The following is a 20485-nucleotide window of genomic DNA, read 5'->3' on the forward strand; positions in this document are numbered from 1 at the left end:
ATTATACCAGTTGTTTACAGGAGGTGTTGTCTTTGTATAAAGAACTCTTTAAACTTCCTTATTTTATATAGTTTTTCTTGATGATATCTTTTGCATTATTATACAGGAATACAAGGAAGATAACCGCTAGGATACCGTTTACCCAGTAATATGTATTTCCAGAAGTAAACCTATTATAAAAGGATTGAGCATTATAATATAATAGCCCCGCTGCAAGCACAGTAGAGAATACTAACATACCAAAACTTTTCAAGATATCCACCCCTAATTTCCAAAACTCCAATTTTTACAATAATTATACATGAAAATGGGCGAATTTAAAATATGCAATGTACCCAATCATTATCAAGTTAACGATATACCCTTCTTCCAAACAAAAATAACAACTACATACGCACTTCGGTACTATCTCAGAATCTTACTTAATGCGTCGTACCCCCAACTTCCACTATATCCACCTCAACTGTCGTCGTTACCTCAACTGCCAGTTCTATTCCTTTACGAATAGTAGAAAGTGACATACTCGGTTGACCCGGATAGTTACTCGCTTGCTCTGGTAAAAACGGAATATGAATAAATCCGCCTTTCATTTTCTTATCATATTTCTCTAGTTCATGCATGAGACCGTAGAATAAGTGATTACAAACGAATGTACCTGCTGTTTGTGAAACGGAAGCTGGTATACCTTCTTCTTGCAGTCTTTTTACAATTGCTTTCATCGGAAGTGTAGACCAATAGGCAGCTGGTCCTTCTTCTACAACCGGTACATCTACCGGCTGAATTCCTTCATTGTCAGCAATTCTCGCGTCATCAACGTTAATCGCAACACGCTCTATCGTAATATCTGGTCTGCCCCCCGCTTGTCCGATACATATAATCATTTCAGGGTTTAGTTCTTCTATATATTCTTTTAAAACTTGTATTGATTTTTGAAATACAGTTGGTACTTGTTTACTAATAATCTTGTATTCTCCCACTGTTTTTTCATGTAAACTTTTTGCGACTTCCCAAGCTGGATTAATGCTTTCTCCGCCAAACGGATCGAACCCTGTTAATAATACTGTTTTCATAGTTTTTCCCTCCTAATTAAAAACGATATACTAGGCCATACATAATAAACATATTGATAATAAAGATGGAAAGAGCTATTGGTACTTGTGCTTTAATAACTGCATTTTTATCTTTTAACTCTAAAAGCATCGCCGGAACGATATTAAAGTTTGCTGCCATTGGAGTAAGCAATGTTCCGCAATATCCAGCAAACATACCAAGCGCTGCCATAATCGCCGGGTTTCCTCCATGCATTTGTACAATTAAAGGTAAGCCAATTCCGCCAGTAATAACGGCAAACGCTGCGAATGCATTTCCCATTACAACTGTAAAGAGCATCATTCCTAAACAATACGCCATAACAGCAACGAACGGATACTCTGTCGGTAATACTTGTCCAACTAAATCTGAAACAACTTGTCCAACGCCAGACTTCGCGAAAATACCGCCAAGTGCTGCTAACATTTGTGGTAAAATGACAGCCCAGCCGACAGCTTGTAATAGTCTGCTTCCCTCTTGAACAGGCGTTGTTATTTTCGATTTTGTAATACGCATCGCCGCAACAAATGCAAGTAATGCCCCAAGTGCTAATGCAACTAACGTTACTTTATCTGGATCAACAAGAGAAACATTCCCCCATTTGATTTTCCCTAACGTTAACGTACCGATAATTGTAAAAATAGGAATTAATAGTGCAGGCATAAAAATTTTATTTTTTAATTTCTCCGCATGTTTCACACGTTCTTGTACTGGTACTTCTTTCTCTTCTGATTTTGTTACTTTGTTTAATGAAGCTAACACGACCATAGCGAGCACGATACAACCAACATAAAACGAAGGGATTATATTTCCGAATAAAAATGTAACTGCAAATAACGCCCAAAACAAGCTAGCCCCCCATCGATTTGGATGTTGGCTATCAAAGGCAATACGTACAGCGATAAAGGCAACGATTATACCTAATACGTAATAAATTGTATCCATTGTAATGATATTCATCTTATATTGCCTCCTTCTCTTCTTTTTCCTTTGATGTCATCGTTTTTGCTATATATTTATCAAATCTTCTAAATCTGATCCAGCTTACGATAAGTGCTGATATTGCAGTTGGAATACCCCAAAGCGCCATATCCCATACACCAACATGCATACCTACTGAATCGAAGAATCCTTTCATTAATAAAATGGCACCAGTCGCGATAAATATATCCTCTCCGAAAAACCATGCTGTATTTTCCGCCGCCGCTGCGTTTGCTTTAATTTTTTCTCTTAACTTTTCAGGTAACTTACCATATTTACCTTGCGCAGCCCCTTCTGCCATCGGTGCAACGAGCGGTCTTACTGTTTGTGCATGACCACCAATATTCAGTCCAAGTGCTGCTGATGATTCTCTTATCGTAAAATATGACATTAATACTCTTCCAGTTGTTGCGCCTTTTGATTTCGTTATAAGTGCTTCTGCTCTTTCTTTTAAACCGTAACGCTCTAAAATTCCGATTACCGGTAAAGTTAATATAATTGGCATAGACATATATCTATTTTCTATGAAAAATTTACCGAACATGCTGATCACATCATAAAAGCTTAATCCTGAAACCATACCCGTAACAATACCTGCTACCATAACTACTAAAAGTGTATTCAATCTAAATAAAAAGCCCACCGCAACAAGTAGTATCCCGATTAATTTCACCAATTCCAACACTTCCCCTCATTTTTTTACTTCGGTGCACAAATAGAAATATCATTAAGTTCGAATGTTCTGTATATTTTCCTCGCAAATTGCACTGCTTTCTCTCCATCACCATGCAAACAAATGGTTTGTGCGTGAACTGCTACTTTCTCTCCGTTCACCGCGTTTACGTAGCCTTCTTTCACCATTTGAAGCACTTGCTTTATTGCTTCGTCTTCATTTTTTATAAGTGCATTTTCTTCCGTACGGCTCGTTAATGTCCCATCTTGCTTATACGTACGATCTGCAAAAGCTTCTTGTACGAGAGTTATATTGTATTTTTCCGTAGCCTGTATAAACGCCTCACTATTTGCTAATCCGTAAAGTAATAGATTTGGATTACTATGATACATTGCTTTTGCGATTGCATCTGCAATTTCCGGATTAGTCGCCGCCATATTATATAGGGCACCGTGCGGTTTCACATGATGCATCTTCCCGCCTGCTGCTTTCACAAAAGCGCCTAATGCACCGGTTTGATACAATACATAGTCGTATACTTCATTTGGTGAAACGTTCATATTTCTTCTTCCAAATCCAATTAAATCAGGAAAACCAGGATGCGCGCCAATTGCTACGTTATGCTGCAGTGCCTTTTCGACTGTTTTCCTCATTACAGTCGGATCACCCGCATGAAAACCACAGGCAACGTTTATAGAGGAAACGAACGGAAGAATTTCATCATCATTCCCCATTTTATAAGCTCCAAAACTTTCTCCTAAATCACAGTTTAAATCGATTGCCGTCACGATATTACCCTCCTAATGTCAGCTTCGTAAAGCGATGAATTTCTTTAATAGATTCCTATTGATTTCTTGTTCTATGTACAATTGTTCCGCTTCTTCAAGTGTAATTTTCTCAAATGAAACATAGTCCCCTGGTTTTAACTGTGCAAGAAGAGGTAAATCTACTGAAATGATATTTCCCATTCTTGGATATCCGCCCGTCGTTTGCCTATCTGCCATTAATATAATCGGCTGTCCACCATTCGGCACTTGAATCGTTCCGAATGTAACAGGACTCGATAAAATCTCTTTTTCTTCCACTCTATTTAAAACTTCTCCTTCAACTCTATAGCCCATACGATCAGCGTAATTAGATACTTTGTACTCTTTCGTAAAAAATGCCTTTTTACTTTCTTCTGTAAATTGATCATATTCAAAATTAGTTATGACGCGAAGCTTAGGATATTTCTTATACTTTGGCCGTATGCTGTTGCTAATTGCCCAGTTCGTTTTGATTTGCTCTCTCTTTTTTAAGTCTTGAATAAAACGACTCGCCATTTCTGTGTGCGTACCAATTTGAAAATAATCTCCTTTTTTCAGCATTCTCCCTTCAATACCACCAATCGCTGCACGTATGTAAGTACTTTTACTTCCCATTATGCGATCAATCTGTATACCACCGGCAAAAGTTACATACGCTCTGCAACCACTTTTCACTTTTCCGAAACAAAGCATGCTACCTTCTTCTGCTAAAATGGGACGCCACAATGGAATACGCTCCCCATTTAGTAACGGTTCCATATCCGCTCCGCCAATCGCAAGTAAAGTCGTTTTCTTTATTAACAATTTAGGTCCCCTAATTGTCATTTCGAGTCCCGCTTCATTCTCTTCATTACCGACTAACATATTAATTATCTGAAGTGCACTTTGATCCATGGCCCCGCCAACTGGTACACCGTATTGTTGATAATGAGTTCGCCCTAAATCTTGGACTGTTGTAAACATCCCTGCATGCAAAACTTCTACATCCATTCTTTGGCCCCCTCAAGTGATATGTACTCTTCCTTCGTTATCGGGATAAATCTTAAGTACATACCGCTTTGAATATATGTTGGTGTTTCTTCTTCTGGATTAAATAAGGAGATTGGTGTTCGGCCAATAATATTCCATCCACCCGGTGTTTCAAGCGGATATATACCTGTTTGATTTCCGCCGATTCCTACCGAACCAGGAGAGATTTGTAACCGCGGTGTTTCTTTTCTAGGCGTTTCTAGTTCTTTTGATAGTCCTCCTAAATACGGGAACCCTGGTGTAAAACCTAACATATACACAAAATACGTTGTTTCACTATGTATGCGAATCACATCTTCTACTTGTAAACCGTGATAATGTGCGACCTCTTCTAAATCAGGTCCATATTCTCCCCCGTAACAAACAGGTATAGAAATATGTTTCACATCTCGTTTCAGCTCTTCCTTATACGTATGTAACATTCCAGTTATGTATTGGCATACGTAATCATACGGTCTTATCTTTCTATCATTTTCCTTCCATACTTCATACAAATCATAGTAAACAGCTAATGAAGTAAACGACGGAACGCATTCGATCATTCCTGTAAACGGATGTTGCTGCAACACTTGAAATAATCGTTGTACTTTTTCATATACATCCATCCCGATTTCCTCACCAAATGTAACAATAATTGCTTGATCCCCTAACGCAGAAAATTTCATCCTACTCCCTCTTTCTATGCCAAAAAGCCGAGTTCTTTCGAAATGCGATTCGCTGTCTCTTTCACCTTAGCGATAAAATATGGAATGTTACTTTCGCTGTACTCAATTGCTAATCCAGAAATACTAATGCCTGCTACAACCGTTCCATCATTTGCGAAAATGGGCGCTGCTATAGCTGCTGTATGATTTTCTAACTCAGAGTAGCTAATTGTATGTCCTTCCTTTTTTGCCATTTGTAACACTTCTAGCAATTGTTTCTTATCTACAATTGTTCCATCTGCAAATTGCTTTAAATCCGTTTCCTCTATGTATTTTCGTTTTTCTTCCTCAGAGAAATACGATAATAAAATTCTCGGACATGCACCCGCATAAAGTGGCGCTCTTCTTCCAACCGCCGTATACACACGTACAGGTTGAGCACCTTCCATCTTTTCCACATAAATCGCATCATTACCATCTTGAATAATTAAATTAACTGCCTGCCCTAAACTATCTCTAAGCTCTTTCATATATGGAATCGCAATATTTCTTACGGATAGTCTTTGTGAAACAAGTTGACCGAACCGTAAAAACACGACTCCTAAACGATATTTCCCCTTTTCGTTTTTTTGTAAAAACTCCATTTCTTCTAACGAGCCAATTAAACGATAAACAGATGTTTTCGGCATACTTGTAAGCTGAACCATCTCTGTTAAACTTAGCTCTTCATGCTCATAAAACAACTCTAAAATATCCATTGTCTTAACTGCCGTTTTATTTATAATCATTCTATCTCCTTCTTGTTCCGAATTCCGGAACTTAAATTCCATTTTCTGAAACAAACATATAATTTAAAATTATAAAATATTCTTTCAATTTTAACAATATATTTTTCAGCTACTTAACCTTTATGTAAAGTGAATACAAAATGAAATTTAGAAATAATGATGGTTCTCTTTCAAAAGCTCAAGTTATGGCAAAACCAAACATTTAAATAAATAGGCATAAAAAAAGTATGGAAGAATATTTCTCCCATACTTTTTCTTTATAACGCTCTCACTTGTTTCAACGGCCAGAAAACAGCTTGTCCTTTTCCGACAATTTCATCTTCTGAAATAAATCCAAACATACGACCGTCTTTAGAAACTTCACGATTATCTCCTAAAACAAACACTTGGCCTTCTGGCACTTTCGTTTTTCCTGTGATTTGTTCTAACGTAAAGTCTGGAGTTAACACACGGCCTGCTGCTTTTTCTTTAAACTCTTTTAAATATGGTTCTTCCATCGCTTTTCCGTTTACATATAAAACATCATTTTTATACTCAACTGTATCGCCTGGTAAACCAATTACTCGTTTTACTAAATCGTATCCTTCTTTTCCGTGGAAGACGATAATATCAAAGCGTTCTAATCCACTTATACTATAACCAATCTTATTTACGAGAACTCGTTCATTATTTTCTAGTGTAGGCATCATCGATTCGCCTTGTACTAATGACGGTGTAAATAATACACCGCGAATAATTGCGATTAATACAAGGGTAAATCCTATCGTTTTAGCCCATGAGAATAATTCTTTCTTCGTATTTTCCTTCATCATTTCTCCTCTTTCTTACGCATTTATTTTATGATTTGAACTAATTCTTGTACTAAATTAAGATCAATTTCAGCAAAACATGATTTCCCTTCTCTTACGGCTGTACCAACATGAGCTTGCGAAATGCCAGTTTCATCTAGCAATTGCTTTATATTTTCTTTCGTCACGCCAGCTCCAACTACAAGCTGAATTTGACCATCGCTTACCTTTTGCATTTCTGTAAGCACCGGGATATTCTCCACTATATTTCCTTGTCCACCTGAAGTTAAAACGTGAGTCACTTTATGAAACTTCTTTAAAGTTCTCATCGCTTCTACTGGATTTTCTATGTCGTCTATTGCACGGTGATATGTAACATTTATCCCATCTACCACAGATAATAAATTCGCTAGTTTCTCTTCATCCACTTCATTCTTTTCATTTAATACACCTAATACAACACCAGCTACTCCTAATTTCTGAGCAACTACAATATCTTCTTTCATCATTTCAATTTCTTCTTCCGTATATGTAAAAGACTTCGCATGCGGGCGAATCATAACGTGAATCGGTATATGTACTGCTTCTACCGCTTTTTTAATAAATGCATAACTCGGCGTCAAACCGCCTTCTGTATAAGATGAAATTAATTCAATTCGCTTCCCGCCAGCTCGTTCAATTCGTTTTACATCTTCTAAACATGTTGCAATAACCTCTAGCATGAGATGACCTCTTTTCGTGCTTTTTTCTTATTATACAGTAGGTGAAATAAGAAGCATAGCATTCTCCTATAAAACGATAAAAAGAAGAATGAAAAGAAAGATTTTTTCAATTGATAACATGTATTGGTAATCTTATATTTTTCATATTCTACAAAAAAGGAGTAACCCCCTAGAACGCCTAACTAGGTGTCACTCCTTTTCATTTTACAAAAACACTAAATTTCTCCGCTATATTTAGTTATTTTTCTTAACCACTTCATTATAATAGTGGCTAAAGGCTTCTACTAATGCGTCTACGGAAGCATACAGTTCTTCTGGTGTATTATCTACCCCTCCCATTTCAATAAGTAATGCATTTGGAGAAAGGTCTTGATTATATACTCCGTTCCCGCTTTTACGATCTTTAATAAAAATGCCTCGGCTTAAACCGTAATACTTCTCGTCTAAATATGAATTGATTGCCGTTACTATTTTTTTATTTTTTTCATAGTTAGGATTTTCTCGACCTAAAATAAAATAGAGTCGTGCATAATCCTTTCCATTAATCGTTTTCTTCGTAATATTTTTTCGTGCATCGTCCCTATGAAGATCAATAGGAAACATAATATTTTTATCTTGTGCTAATTTTTCTTGTAATATTTGACGAGATCCTTTGTAAGATTGGGCCCAGTTTAAATTTTTATTTCGCAGAAAGTCCCTCATATTTGTCGTATCATGTGAAACGCCTATTCCTTTTTCTTCTAACTTTTGTTTTAAATAGTTTCCGACAAACGTAATATTCACTTCATTATTTGTACTAGAGGCATCATCAGGTTTAGTAGCACCTGGAATGAGAGGAATAAACGACTCCCAACTATGTGTATGATAAATAAAAACTTTATTTTCGCCGTTATTTTGTGTATTTGAATTGTTTTCTTTCTCACTTTTTGGATGTTTAACAGCAGTACCTTTATCTTGAATATTCTCTAAAGGAATGCTGGATTCTTCAGGAATGTTCGTATAATCTGTTCCTTCCCCGGCAATTAATATTTCCGAATAAAATTGATTCATATTTGGAAGTTCTCGAGTTAATAAGCTTCGAAGGTCATTTACATTAATATTTGTAGAAAGTGAAAGTAAAAAAGATTCCAAAGACGCTCGTCCTTTTTCTTTATGAAATTCTTCTGCAAAATAACGATTTTCGCTGCCTATCATATACATAAGGCCTTTCGTAGAATTCGTTCCTAATAATTGATTAACATAATAAGATTTAAATACGTTTGAATTACTAGAAATGAAGAATGAAGTGAGAATACATATAATCGTGAATAAAATACATATCATTACATACTTTATATGAAATACTTTCAGTTTCACTTTATTCATTTTATATCTCCCTTCATTTACTATATTCTTACGCTTAATTTTTAAGTAATATGATTACTAATTTAATAGAATTCCCTTTCTATTAATTTTTATAAAAAAAGAAGATCCAACAATAGGATCTTCTTTCTCTTGCTAGTATGTTTTTAAACCTACGACCGAAACGCCGCATCCGCCAACATAGATAGTGTTGCATCATCCATCGGCGGATTGTGTAGTCCTGCTCTAACGTTTAAATAATAACGATGAAGCGGATTTTTTTCTGATAAACTTTTTGCTCCTACGATGCGCATTGATTTATCCACTATGGATATCGCCGCATTTGTTACGGCGTATTTCACTGCTGCCAGCTCTACTTGTAGTGACAGTTTATCTTCTGCCTCATCGTATTTTTTCGCAATTTGATATAAAAAGACGCGAGCTTGCATAAGCTCGAGTTCTAATTCTCCAACTAATCTTCTAACATTCGGTAATAAACTAATAGAATGGTTTAAACTATTTGGTTTGTATGATCCCGCAAACTGAACTGCATAATTTCTTGCTGATTGTGCAATTCCTAAATAACATGCTGGTATATGTAGCAACCAGCCAATACCCTTTTGTTTTACTTTTCCGTCCTTTACATCTGTAAAAAAGCGACTTTCTATCTCTACATTTTGTAAGACAAGGTCATGACTAGCAGTCCCTCGCATCGCGACGCTATCCCACGTTTCTTCAATGGATACACCGAGTGTATTTCTTGGAATGACAAATTCTCCAACTTCTTCTCGGCCTTCAATACTTGCTGAAATAATAAAATAATCAAGTATTGGCGCCATCGTTGTAAAAGTTTTCCTTCCATTTATAACCCACTTCTCGCCTTGTTGAACCGCTATTGTTTCTGGTTTGCCGCCACGCGTCGGACTCCCTGTCTTTGGTTCTGTTGCTGCCCTATTAAAGAGCGCCCCATTACGCACTTCTTCGCAAAACCATTTGAACATCTCATCATTCCAAGAGCGATTTTCCGCTAGCTCTTTCACAATACCAAGATGCCAGCCAATCGATAATGCAGTTGCTCCGCAGCCTTCCGCGATTTTCTCTTGAAATAAAACGAAGTCATATAAAGAAATCGCACTACCACCAAATTCCTTCGGTAACGTTAATTTCGTATATCCGATATTTTTCAAATCATTTATATTTTCATACGGAAATGATCCTAATTCACTTAGTTGATGCTCCCTTTCCATGAACTTCGGAATCAATTTATTTAGTTGTTCAATAATAAAAAATTGTTTTTCTGTTTCAACAAATGAGAGTGCCATACTATAATCTCCTTTATGTTCGATTCATAAACCGTTCATTTTGTCATTATGATTATATGAAGCTACCTCTCTATTGTTTCACTATTCCGATAAAAATACAATGTTTTTGACTAATAAGAAAAGTTCCTATTGAAAGATAGGTTCTTTTCTTATTAGTCTCCCTTTAATGCCTTTAATGGCAAAGAGGTTACATATCCAATATACGAGAATAATTCTTTAAAGAAGAATGGAATTTCTGTGTCTAACGTTTTATATGCTGATGTCGGCGTTGGTGAAGCATACGCTTCAATATTAATATGTTTTGCGATTCTCATTGCGCGTTTCATATGAAGTGGATCACTTACAATCGTGTATGTGCGTATTCCGTTCTCTGTTCCAACTTCCTTCGCATTCTTTAAATTTTCTTCAGTGAAAAGGGATTTTGTTTCAATTAAAATATCTTCATCTTTTACACCTTGTTTCATTGCATATACTCTTGCCGTACGCGCTTCCTCAAGCTCTGCCTCGAACTTTGTACCACCTGTAAAAATAATCTTTTTAATATTTCCGTTCTTATATAAAGAAATCGCATGATTAATTCTTTCTTTAAATACAGGAGATGGTTTTCCGTTCCAAGAAGCTGCTCCTAGTACGATACCAGCATCCGTTTTCACGCTATCATCTGTTTTAAAACGATAACTCCAAATATCGTAAGCTGCATAACTTACATATAAAATAGCAGAACAAATCATTAGTAAAAATACTTGAAAGATTCGTCTTTTCTTACTCTTCTTATTTTCTTTCATTTGTAATTGCCTCCGTACATCATCCATACTTCTATAAAAAAACATTTATATCAAATCGTTTTGTTTGAGTTTATTTAAAAGAAGGAACTTTACTTGTTATTTATGTATAAAAGGGTTTTCATTTAAAATTGAGGATTATCAATTCATTTTCATTTGCGGTTTTCATTACATGTTTTAAATTCATAAGTTTATTACCATACAACTACATTGTAACGAATTTTTTCTCAGAAGGGAACGATGAAACAAAAGGAATTAAAATAAAGTAGCATTTTGTAAGAAAAAAGGTATATTTTTTATGTATTACAAATAATATACCTTTCAAAACACGAATTATAGCTTTTCTTTATACAATTCTAATTTTTCTAATAGACGTGCTTTCACAACTGGCCATTCGCTTGCGATAATACTATACACAACCGCATCTCTCACATGTCCATTCGGTAATTTTCTTTCATTTCTAAGCACGCCCTCTTTTACTGCTCCTAACCTTTCAATTGCTCGTTGTGCTTTTTCATTTCTTGCATCCGTCTTAATTTGTACCCTGAGCATATGCAGTTTTTCAAAAGCATACTGGAGAAGCATATACTTACACTCTGTATTTATACTCGTACGCTGGACACTTGGATGATACCACGTTTGTCCTAACTCGACTGTTTTATCTTCTACTGAAATATTATATAGACGTGTACTTCCTACAATCGCATTTATCTGTAAATCCACTACAACGAAAGGAATTTGCGTACCTTTTCCATAACCTTGTATCGCTTTTTGCACATATTGCTGCATATCTTGCACACTATCCATTTTAGAGATTAAATACGCCCAAATTTCCCGATTTCCTTCTACAATCGAAAACAAAGTTTCGACATCATCACTATCCATTAACCGTAGCTTTACTCTTTCGTGAATGATTTCCATTTGTAAGCCCCCTTTTTCTTACTATATCATAGAAATATACATTTTATTATATGGATATTAAAATTAAAGTTTTAATACCTTCTTACATAATAATCGGCAAAAACCTCTAACAAATACCGTGTATATCCCATTATAGCAAGCTACATTTATATTGGTTTCATTTCATGTAAGGTTTTTCTTTTTCTAAAGGTCTATATACGTTCTTTAAAAATTTGCATACCAAAAACGCTATTCTTTCCACAAAAAGATTCTTTTTTTCATTTATGAATCAATTTTTCAGCTTAATAGTATGGATAATTCTGGATTAAACCAAAAAAATACTATATGATAATAAAGTGAAAATTTTACAGTTAATTAATATGGGGTAAATGGGAGGATATAAAAATGCTAGATCAAATTACTTGGGGAACGCCAGGCAGCTTATTATGCTTGGGATTCTTTTTTGCAGGATTAGGAATTTTCTTAAGAAGTATTACGTCATATTCGAAAAACAAATAAAACATCAAAAAAGTGTACATTTTAAGGTATTTAATTGATAAAAACACTAAACAAAAGAATCCTTCCTTTTATAGAAGGATTCTTTTTTATACCTTTCCCCTTTTTAAAGCAACAAATAAGCAATCGGTGTAATGATAAGCAACGTTAATATCGTTCTTTGTACATAGAGAATGATAAGTTCTGATACTTTTAACGGAATATCTGTCGATAAAATGCAAGGGATGGAAGCTGAGAAGAACAATATAGATGATACTGAAACGACCGCAATGACAAACTTTGTCACAAGTGGTGCACTAACTACTAATAATGATGGTAAAAACATTTCTGCAATACCAACGGATGCCGCTTTAGCAGCTAAGTCTGCTTCTGGTAATTGTAATAGCCATGTAAAAGGATAGAAAATGTAGCTGACCCAATCAAATATTGGCGTGAACTTCGCTAAGACAATACCAATTAACCCTACAGACATAATCGATGGTAAAATTCCCATCGTCATAATAAAACCATCTTTTAAATTTACTGCAATGTTTTTCATAATACTCGGCGCAGATTTCGATACTTCTAACGCATCTTCCCAAGCGCGTTCTAGCATTTTCTCTTTATAAACGGGCTCTGGGAACCCTTCTTCCGTTACATATGTATCTGGTTTTCTACTAAGGGGTGGGAGTCTTACGGTGATAGCAGTTACGATGAATGTTACAACGAGAGTAGTCCAAAAATAAACATTCCATAAATGCATAATGTCTAATGTTTTTGCGATGATAATCATAAATGTTGCGGATACTGTAGAAAAACCTGTAGCGATGATCGCTGCTTCTTTTGTCGTATACTTTCCTTCTTTATACACGCGATTTGTAATTAATAAGGCCAACGAATAACTCCCCACAAAGGAAGCAACCGCATCGATTGCTGACCGGCCTGGCGTTTTCCATAACGGTCTCATAATGGGACGGCAAAACGTACCGATAAATTCAAGCAATCCATATCCGACTAATAACGCTAAAAACGCCGAACCAATTGGAACGAGTAAGCTTACCGATATGACTAATTTCTCATATAAAAACGGCCCTACATCTGGTGCAAAGAACCAAGCTGGCCCTACTTTCAAACAATATAATACACCAAAAACGACGCCAACTACTTTTAAAACAGAAAAACAAATATCTACGATAGATGTATTCCATTTTTTCGTATAAAACGGATAAATTGCACCTATTGCCATAACGAGTAGAGCGTAATAAGGTACGACGCTTGGAACAGAAGTCCTTATCCAGGATACGATATGATCAATCATAATAGAAGAAGCACCATTTATCGTAACTGGTACGAAAAACATAAATACCCCAACTAGACTAGCGAGTATAAACCGAAGAATAACCCCCTTCTCACTCCCAGTCTTAATTACATTCCTTTTTAATTCAATTTCACTCAAAATTCGACACCTCCTATTATCTAAATATTCTGTATAATTATGTTAGATTCCTTCTTTCAATTTCTAATATTTCACCATATGAAAAAGCCTATTTTGAAATAGGCTTTTTCTACTACCTCTTATAATCATTCGCAATCACTTGAATCACACGATATGATTCGTCTACTACTATCTTATTACTAGTCTTATTCGCATCATATGTAATTAACGCTTTCCAAAGTGCCCATCCTCTTGCTCTATTCCATGTTTCTTCATCTATTTGCAATACTTCTTGAAATACCTTTCTACTAAACCAGTATCAATTTGATTCATTCACTATCCCCTTTTCTTTTGAAACTTACTAAGTCCATCTGTACTGCCAACATATTCAAAACCATTTCTCTTATAAAAATCATTTAATATGCGATTATGCCCTACACAATCTAGTTTTAAAAACTCTTTATCATGTTGTATATTCTCTTCTATCCACTGTAACATCCATTCTCCTATTCCGTTCCCCTTATACTTCCGTTTCACCGCAAATCTATGAATATATAATGAATTAGAAACTTCCTCTTTCCCAAAAATATATTCATCCCATTCATTTTGTTTAGGAGATACTGTAACCGTACCGACAATTTCATCTCCTTTCGTAACCACATATGTATATTTCTCTTTTATACTTTCTAGTATTTCAGCCGTAGCTTCTTCTCCTAACAGATACTGCCACTGTGCCACTTCTTTATGTTGTAGCCACTGTGCCACTTCTTTTAATAGCGTGATAATGCTATCACTTTCCTCTTCCGTAGCAATTCGAATTGTATATTCTTTAACTGTAGTTCTCTCCATATTACGTTTCCCCTTTCAAATTCCTACTATACTGACAAACGTGTTCTACCGTCATTTTCTTCTGTAACATATTCTACATAAAACCCCTGATTCCGTGCGTTTTCATACATCAGTTCAATCGCTTTTTGGTCTTTCGCATAAATTTGTATGTATTGACCGTCCGCCACTAATACGACTATCCCACACTTACTTTCCATAAACTCTTCATATGTTTCAATATCTAGCACTATTTCTCCTTTGGGATATGCTTTTAAATCTGCAAAAATAAGATAATATATGTTTTCTTTAACTAACCTTTTTAACTCTAACCCTTCTACTACACTTGGTTGCTCTGGAAATAATGCCTCCTCCAATCCACCACGCGCTATTAAGTAGGACTCTTCATTCCCCACCCACCAATCGAATGAAGAAATATTAATCGGCTTTAACACTTTCCAAAGTAGATTATCATATTCATTTGGAATATATACAAAAAGCCCTCGTTTCATTTGTTTGCTCCTTGCTTATTTATTTTTATTTTCATTTTCGGTTCGTATATTATATATCAAATCTGATTACTATATTTTGCCGATATCTATGTAACTTATATTTCATCACAAAAACCGCTCCACTACTAGCGAAACGGTTTTCCTCTACTCATATATAAGTGTTTCATTAAGCATTCACTTCGTCTTCACAAAATAATATAAAAACCACACCGCATGATTTTGTTCATCGGCAGCTATTCTGCGCATTAACTCTTTCAAATGTGCATCCGATGTTTCATCTGAAATTTCTAAGTAAAAATCTACTGTCTTCTGTTCATCTTGTATAGCGAATTCTAATCCTTGTAAGTACGTATTTGGACAATCTTCAGTAATTTGTGGTTTCGGCTGCTGACCAGTTAAATTTGTATAGATTTGTACAAAATGATGGAAATGCTTGATTTCATCGTTACGAATTTCAAGAATTTGATTTCGTTCCGCCGCATTTGGAGCCATGTTGGCTAATTTCGCATAGCAACTTATTGCACTAAACTCTCCATTAATTGCTTTCTCAATATCGCGAATCAGCTTATCATTTTGCCTATACGAATCATAATAATTCGAATTATACATTGTATCCCCTCCATTATTCCGTATAACATTTTATGCAATTTGTAATAGCAGGAGCATGTATACAAAAAGAACGCTTCACTACAAGTGAAACGTTCTTTTTTCTAAGCGTTTAATTCTGTTTTATGTTCCTTTATTGCACTACGTTTGAAAGCAGTCAATAGAATAATAGCCATACTTACCGCACCAATCCAAACGAGTACAGTAAGAGGTGTACTCCAGCTTAACTCTTTTCCGAAGAAGAATATTTCTCTCAGTCCTTCAATCATAAATCGCATTGGCAACCATGCGTACACCCAGTCTTGATAAAATGGCGACAACATTTCCGGTGCTAATGATAATAACGGTGCCCCAAAGAATAGTAAGAGTGCGAATACACCAATTCCTTTTAGTCCAACTAATGAAAGTACCGCCGATATCATTAAGAAGAAACTAAAGGATGTAATAGATAAAAACAGTGCCGTATCAGTGAAATTTGAAATATTTAGTCCTACCATTCCATCTGCAATCCATGTAAGACCGAACCCAATAACAATTGCGGCAATTGCGCCTGTTACGATTTGCTTTAGTTTTAATACGAAGTTTTCGTTTCTTGTACGAATCGGCATTTTACTTATCGCGATAAAGATAAGCGCTGCGCTCGCTAAACTTGCGATCCATAACGGCTGGAATAATGAAATTGGCGAGTTCCCGTTCGCACTATTTTTTCCGGTTTCATTTACATTTGTCACTTTCTTTACAATAGGTGTTACTATTTTCGCAGCTTGGTCTGTTGTTAAAGTAGCCCCGTTTGCTTTCAATCCTTCTAATATTTGTGTACGAACATTGTTGTTCATATTATCAACTACAGTATTTAACATTTGACCTGCCATAGATGATGCTGCTGTATTCATTCCTTGATTGATGAATATTTCTACCTCTGGCGAAGATGGCTGCGGTGTTCGTAATGATGCTTGTTTTGTACTAAAGTCTTTTGGAATAACTAATGCTGCGTAATACTCTTGATTATTTAAGCCTTTTTGAACTACTTCTTTATTTTTCACTTCTACCCACTTCACTGCGGGTTCTTCCTCTGATTTTGATGTTTTTTTCATATTATCAACAATCGTTTGCCCCATATTCATCTTCGGTTGATTCGGAATTTCTACTCCTTGATCCTCATTTACAATTGCGATTGGCAAGTTTTTCGGCTGAGGCTGAACGGTTGGAAATAACGTTAATGAAAAAATAAAAACAACAAGTAGTGCAAGAACTGGTGATAACCATAAAAGTTTATTTTTAAACATTTCCTTTTCTCCTCCTATCATTTGATTTATAATAACCAACAACGTGTTGTTTATTTATATTTGAATTATATGTTTGAGTTGAACCTTATACAATAATCAAAAATCGTGAATGTGTCGGTTATAAGACACATTCTTAAAATGTGTTGGCTAAAATTAAGGAGGAACCTATTTTGCGTGAGAGTAATTTAGATTTACGTGTTGTTCGCACGAAAACTGCCATACGAAATGCATTTGTGGAATTAATTGAAGAAAAAGGTTTTGACGCCATTACAGTGAAAGATATTACAACGAAAGCAAACATAAATCGTGGTACGTTTTATGCACATTATCAAGATAAGTTTGATTTAATGACGAAATGCCAAGAAGAAATTATGTATAAGTTTTCTAGCATTGCTAAACAGAAACTTCCGGAAGTTATTGCTGATCTCGGCTCAAGCCCTTCCCCAACAATGCCGTTTATACTTATCACTTCTATTCTTGAATTTCTAAATGAAAATAGTGATTTTATGAAAGCTGTATTAAGTCCAAAAGGAGATTTATCTTTCCAAACAAAACTGAAAGACTTTATGTGGAAAACAATATTTGAAGATACGAATGGCGCTCTCATTAATAAAGAGAATTTACTTGTCCCAAGCCAATACTTAACCTCTTATATGGCATCTGCTCATATTGGTGTGATTCAGCAATGGTTAAATAACGGACAAAAAGAAACACCAGCGGAAATTGCTCGTATTTTATCAACAATCGCAGTTCATGGACCTTTTTATGCGGCTGGTTTAAAGAAATAAGTCAAGTATATATGAAAAGATCATCCACTATACTAGCGGATGATCTTTTATTTCATTACAACACTTCAATATACCCTTCAGTCCCATGTACCCGAATTCGTTGTCCGTCTTTTATTAATTTTGTAGCATTCTCTACTCCAACGACTGCTGGTAATCCGTATTCACGTGCAATTACTGCTCCATGCGTCATAAGTCCGCCAACTTCAGTGACTAATCCTTTTATAGACACAAACAACGGTGTCCAGCCGGGGTCAGTAAACGCAGTAACTAATATATCTCCTTCTTCTAAATTCGCTTCTTCCATGTTTAAAATCACGCGAGCTCTTCCCTCAATCACTCCTGAAGAAACAGGCAGGCCTACAATCGCATCAGCTGGGAGGTTTTCTCGTTTATATTTACCTGTAATAATTTCTCCCTCAGACGTCATGATGCGAGGAGGCGTTAGTTTTTCATATAATTTGTAATCATTTTTTTGTTTTTGTATCAGCTCGTAATCTAGTTTATTCGTGCGAACAACTTCGTGAAGCTCTTCAAAAGTTAGATAGTATATATCATTAACTTCATGAATGACACCGCTCTGCACAAGTTGCTCAGCTTCTTTCAGCAACGCCTGCTTATATATGAAATAGCGATTAATCATACCGTATTTCGGATATTCACGATAACCGATAAAATTACGTATATTACGAATCATTCGCTTCGTTTCTTCTACCTTTTGTTTTCCATCCGGCAATTGCTGCAATCGCTCTAATAATTCTTCTTCCTTTTTCAAAGCTTCTTGCAGTCCTTCTTCAAATTTCCGTTTACTCGCACCCGCTTCAAAGTCTCTTATATTATTTAAAATCATTGGGATAATTGTAGTTGGCTTTTCACTCCAGCGCGTTTTCGTAATATCAATTTCTCCGCTACATCTCATTCCGTATTTATTTAGAAAAGTTCGAATCGCATCTCGGGCTTCTTCTCCACCTTTAAACTGAACTATTTCATCTAAAAAGTTATCGTTTTCTACATGTTGTAAATGCGCAATAACTTCTGGATACGGCCGAATCACATCCGCAACATCCATTAATGCTAAACCCATTTCAGATGTAATATTATTTTGTACCGATTGAGAAAGCGTGTCTGCTGCATTTTTTTCGCCTAGCCATTGCTCCATTTTTTCATTGATCCAAGCCGAAGCATTCATGCCTGCCATAATGACAGCCGTACTTTGCGGGTTAAATAATACTTTCTTTAATTGCTGGATGTCTTCCAAAATAAAATCAAGTACATCCGTTCCTGATTTCGTTTGCATGTTTCGTTTTAACTCTTCGATTGATGCTTCACTATTCTGTATTAAATTCGTAACGATTGCCGGATCATTTTGGATTTCCGATTGCGAATTTACAGGTTGCTTACTTTTACTAACAATCTTTTCTTTTTCATCATCCGGCAACAATGTAATAAAATGATCTCGCTCGATTATAGTCGTTAATGCATCTCTTACGAGTGGATCTGATTTTCCTAAAGTATTTATTAAATAATCTCTGCTAGCAGGTGAAGCTAATTGTTGTGTAGCATCAACAAACAGCCGTCCTCCCGCTTTACGCATAGGAGCATTAGTCGTTAACAGGAAAAAAGATAACCCAAGTGGTTTCATCGCATCAGTCATCATTTGTTGATGGCCAACTGATATATATACATGATTTCCCCCATCATTTTCTTCAGGAATTGGATATAAAGTCGTAATGGGGCGACTTTGGACAATATAAAATGTATTATGGGCTAAACACCATTCAATATCTTGCGGACAACCAAAATAAGCTTCAATCTGTCTTCCAATACTTGCTAGTTGTAATATTTGTTGTTCAGACAATGTTTGAATTTTTTGCTGAGCCGGATCAATCTGTTTCGTTTCTGTTCCGCCCTCTTTTAAAGCATACATAGCTACTTTTTTAGTTGCGATCATCTTATCGACAATTTCGCCTTCTTTTACTTTATAATTATCGGCAGAGACCAATCCTGATACTAATGCCTCACCAAGTCCAAAACTGGCATCAATTGATAACACCTTTCGGTTAGAAGTAACCGGATCAGCCGTAAATAAAATGCCCGAAGCCTCAGGGAAAACCATTTTTTGAACGACAACACATATAGAAACTTGATTATGTTCAAAACCATTTTGCATGCGGTACGTAACTGCTCGCTCTGTAAATAAAGACGCCCAGCACTTTCTTATATGCTGTAAAATCGCTTCTTCTCCGATAATATTTAAATACGTATCTTGTTGACCTGCAAATGAAGCATATGGTAAATCTTCAGCCGTAGCACTAGAGCGCACGGCATACGCATGTTCATTTCCAAAACGTGAGAGATAATGAGTTACCGCTTCCACTACATCAGAAGGGATTTCTACTGCCATAATAACTTCTCTAATTTTCTTACTAATTTCACCAATTTGAGCTCGCTCTTCCATTTTCAACTTTGTTAGCTGCTGCAACAAAGTGCGAAAATCTTCATTTTGTTCGATAGCCTTTTCATATCCTACTGTTGTCACACAAAATCCTTCTGGCACTTGTATCCCTTGAACGCTTGATAACTCCCCTAAATTCAAACCTTTCCCACCAACGAGTGAAAGCTGCGTGTTTTCTATTTCCTGAAAATCGAGAACGAAAGAACTCATATAACATCTCT

21 protein-coding genes and 1 pseudogene are annotated in these 20485 nt (G+C 35.8%); 1 reads left to right on the forward strand and 21 read right to left on the reverse strand.

Annotated features, from left to right (window positions below):
• Positions 1–58: 58 nt before the first annotated feature.
• The 20 genes and pseudogenes from PDK19_RS12760 to PDK19_RS12855 form a co-directional block, all read right to left on the reverse strand.
• On the reverse strand, positions 59–253 hold the full coding sequence (locus PDK19_RS12760; RefSeq protein ID WP_270707226.1) for a hypothetical protein: 195 nt from the start codon (positions 251–253) through the stop codon (positions 59–61).
• Positions 254–422: 169 nt separating this feature from the next.
• The gene (gene pcp, locus PDK19_RS12765; protein ID WP_270707227.1) at positions 423–1070 is read right to left on the reverse strand and encodes a pyroglutamyl-peptidase I; all 648 of its coding nucleotides are present in this window, start codon (positions 1068–1070) and stop codon (positions 423–425) included.
• A 16-nt stretch (positions 1071–1086) separates the two neighbouring features.
• Entirely contained in the window at positions 1087–2049 is a 963-nt protein-coding gene (locus PDK19_RS12770; protein WP_270707228.1) for a DUF979 domain-containing protein, read from the reverse strand.
• A gap of 1 nt (position 2050) precedes the next feature.
• Positions 2051–2746 carry a DUF969 domain-containing protein gene (locus PDK19_RS12775; RefSeq protein WP_000239804.1) on the reverse strand — a complete coding sequence of 232 codons (696 nt, stop codon included), beginning with the start codon at positions 2744–2746 and terminating at the stop codon, positions 2051–2053.
• 23 nt (positions 2747–2769) lie between these two features.
• Positions 2770–3531 carry a 5-oxoprolinase subunit PxpA gene (gene pxpA / locus PDK19_RS12780; protein WP_270707229.1) on the reverse strand — a complete coding sequence of 254 codons (762 nt, stop codon included), beginning with the start codon at positions 3529–3531 and terminating at the stop codon, positions 2770–2772.
• Positions 3532–3549: 18 nt separating this feature from the next.
• On the reverse strand, positions 3550–4539 hold the full coding sequence (locus tag PDK19_RS12785) for a biotin-dependent carboxyltransferase family protein (RefSeq protein WP_270707230.1): 990 nt from the start codon (positions 4537–4539) through the stop codon (positions 3550–3552).
• Positions 4530–5243: a 5-oxoprolinase subunit PxpB gene (gene pxpB / locus PDK19_RS12790; protein ID WP_270707232.1), complete on the reverse strand. Its 714-nt coding sequence runs from the start codon at positions 5241–5243 to the stop codon at positions 4530–4532. The genes PDK19_RS12785 and pxpB overlap by 10 nt, the downstream gene beginning before the upstream one ends.
• A gap of 14 nt (positions 5244–5257) precedes the next feature.
• Positions 5258–6010 (reverse strand): IclR family transcriptional regulator, encoded by a 753-nt coding sequence (locus tag PDK19_RS12795; RefSeq protein WP_270707234.1) that lies wholly within the window; start codon positions 6008–6010, stop codon positions 5258–5260.
• Positions 6011–6267: 257 nt separating this feature from the next.
• Positions 6268–6819, reverse strand: coding sequence for a signal peptidase I (gene lepB, locus PDK19_RS12800; RefSeq protein ID WP_000662493.1), 552 nt, complete (start codon positions 6817–6819; stop codon positions 6268–6270).
• Positions 6820–6842: 23 nt separating this feature from the next.
• Positions 6843–7520: a copper homeostasis protein CutC gene (locus tag PDK19_RS12805; RefSeq protein WP_049112265.1), complete on the reverse strand. Its 678-nt coding sequence runs from the start codon at positions 7518–7520 to the stop codon at positions 6843–6845.
• A 234-nt stretch (positions 7521–7754) separates the two neighbouring features.
• The gene (gene spoIIP / locus PDK19_RS12810; RefSeq protein WP_049112264.1) at positions 7755–8885 is read right to left on the reverse strand and encodes a stage II sporulation protein P; all 1131 of its coding nucleotides are present in this window, start codon (positions 8883–8885) and stop codon (positions 7755–7757) included.
• Between the two features lie 149 nt (positions 8886–9034).
• The gene (locus PDK19_RS12815; RefSeq protein ID WP_270707237.1) at positions 9035–10183 is read right to left on the reverse strand and encodes an acyl-CoA dehydrogenase family protein; all 1149 of its coding nucleotides are present in this window, start codon (positions 10181–10183) and stop codon (positions 9035–9037) included.
• Between the two features lie 152 nt (positions 10184–10335).
• Entirely contained in the window at positions 10336–10968 is a 633-nt protein-coding gene (locus PDK19_RS12820) for a YdcF family protein (RefSeq protein WP_049112261.1), read from the reverse strand.
• 330 nt (positions 10969–11298) lie between these two features.
• A complete protein-coding gene (locus tag PDK19_RS12825; RefSeq protein ID WP_000402602.1) occupies positions 11299–11886 on the reverse strand; it encodes a GNAT family N-acetyltransferase in 588 nt (195 codons plus the stop codon).
• Positions 11887–12487: 601 nt separating this feature from the next.
• Positions 12488–13816, reverse strand: a complete 1329-nt coding sequence (locus PDK19_RS12830) for a YjiH family protein (RefSeq protein WP_001289389.1) — start codon at positions 13814–13816, stop codon at positions 12488–12490.
• A 112-nt stretch (positions 13817–13928) separates the two neighbouring features.
• A pseudogene (locus tag PDK19_RS12835) lies at positions 13929–14105 on the reverse strand (aminoglycoside phosphotransferase); the annotation flags it as partial.
• 26 nt (positions 14106–14131) lie between these two features.
• The gene (locus tag PDK19_RS12840; protein WP_270707238.1) at positions 14132–14644 is read right to left on the reverse strand and encodes a GNAT family N-acetyltransferase; all 513 of its coding nucleotides are present in this window, start codon (positions 14642–14644) and stop codon (positions 14132–14134) included.
• Between the two features lie 26 nt (positions 14645–14670).
• The gene (locus PDK19_RS12845) at positions 14671–15132 is read right to left on the reverse strand and encodes a DUF2691 family protein (RefSeq protein WP_000820274.1); all 462 of its coding nucleotides are present in this window, start codon (positions 15130–15132) and stop codon (positions 14671–14673) included.
• A gap of 174 nt (positions 15133–15306) precedes the next feature.
• The gene (locus PDK19_RS12850; RefSeq protein ID WP_049112257.1) at positions 15307–15741 is read right to left on the reverse strand and encodes a ferritin-like domain-containing protein; all 435 of its coding nucleotides are present in this window, start codon (positions 15739–15741) and stop codon (positions 15307–15309) included.
• A 101-nt stretch (positions 15742–15842) separates the two neighbouring features.
• Complete coding sequence (locus PDK19_RS12855) at positions 15843–17024, reverse strand: YhgE/Pip domain-containing protein (RefSeq protein WP_049112253.1); 1182 nt, start codon at positions 17022–17024, stop codon at positions 15843–15845.
• Positions 17025–17194: 170 nt separating this feature from the next.
• Here PDK19_RS12855 and PDK19_RS12860 point away from each other — a divergent pair, with 170 nt between their 5' ends.
• On the forward strand, positions 17195–17812 hold the full coding sequence (locus tag PDK19_RS12860) for a TetR/AcrR family transcriptional regulator (RefSeq protein ID WP_016717903.1): 618 nt from the start codon (positions 17195–17197) through the stop codon (positions 17810–17812).
• Between the two features lie 55 nt (positions 17813–17867).
• On the opposite strand, the gene ppsA is transcribed toward PDK19_RS12860, so the two are convergent.
• Positions 17868–20474, reverse strand: coding sequence for a phosphoenolpyruvate synthase (ppsA, locus tag PDK19_RS12865; RefSeq protein ID WP_270707241.1), 2607 nt, complete (start codon positions 20472–20474; stop codon positions 17868–17870).
• Between the last annotated feature and the right edge of the window lie 11 nt (positions 20475–20485).

It is taken from the genome of Bacillus cereus group sp. BcHK124 (genome assembly GCF_027712065.1).
GTDB lineage: Bacteria > Bacillota > Bacilli > Bacillales > Bacillaceae_G > Bacillus_A > Bacillus_A pacificus.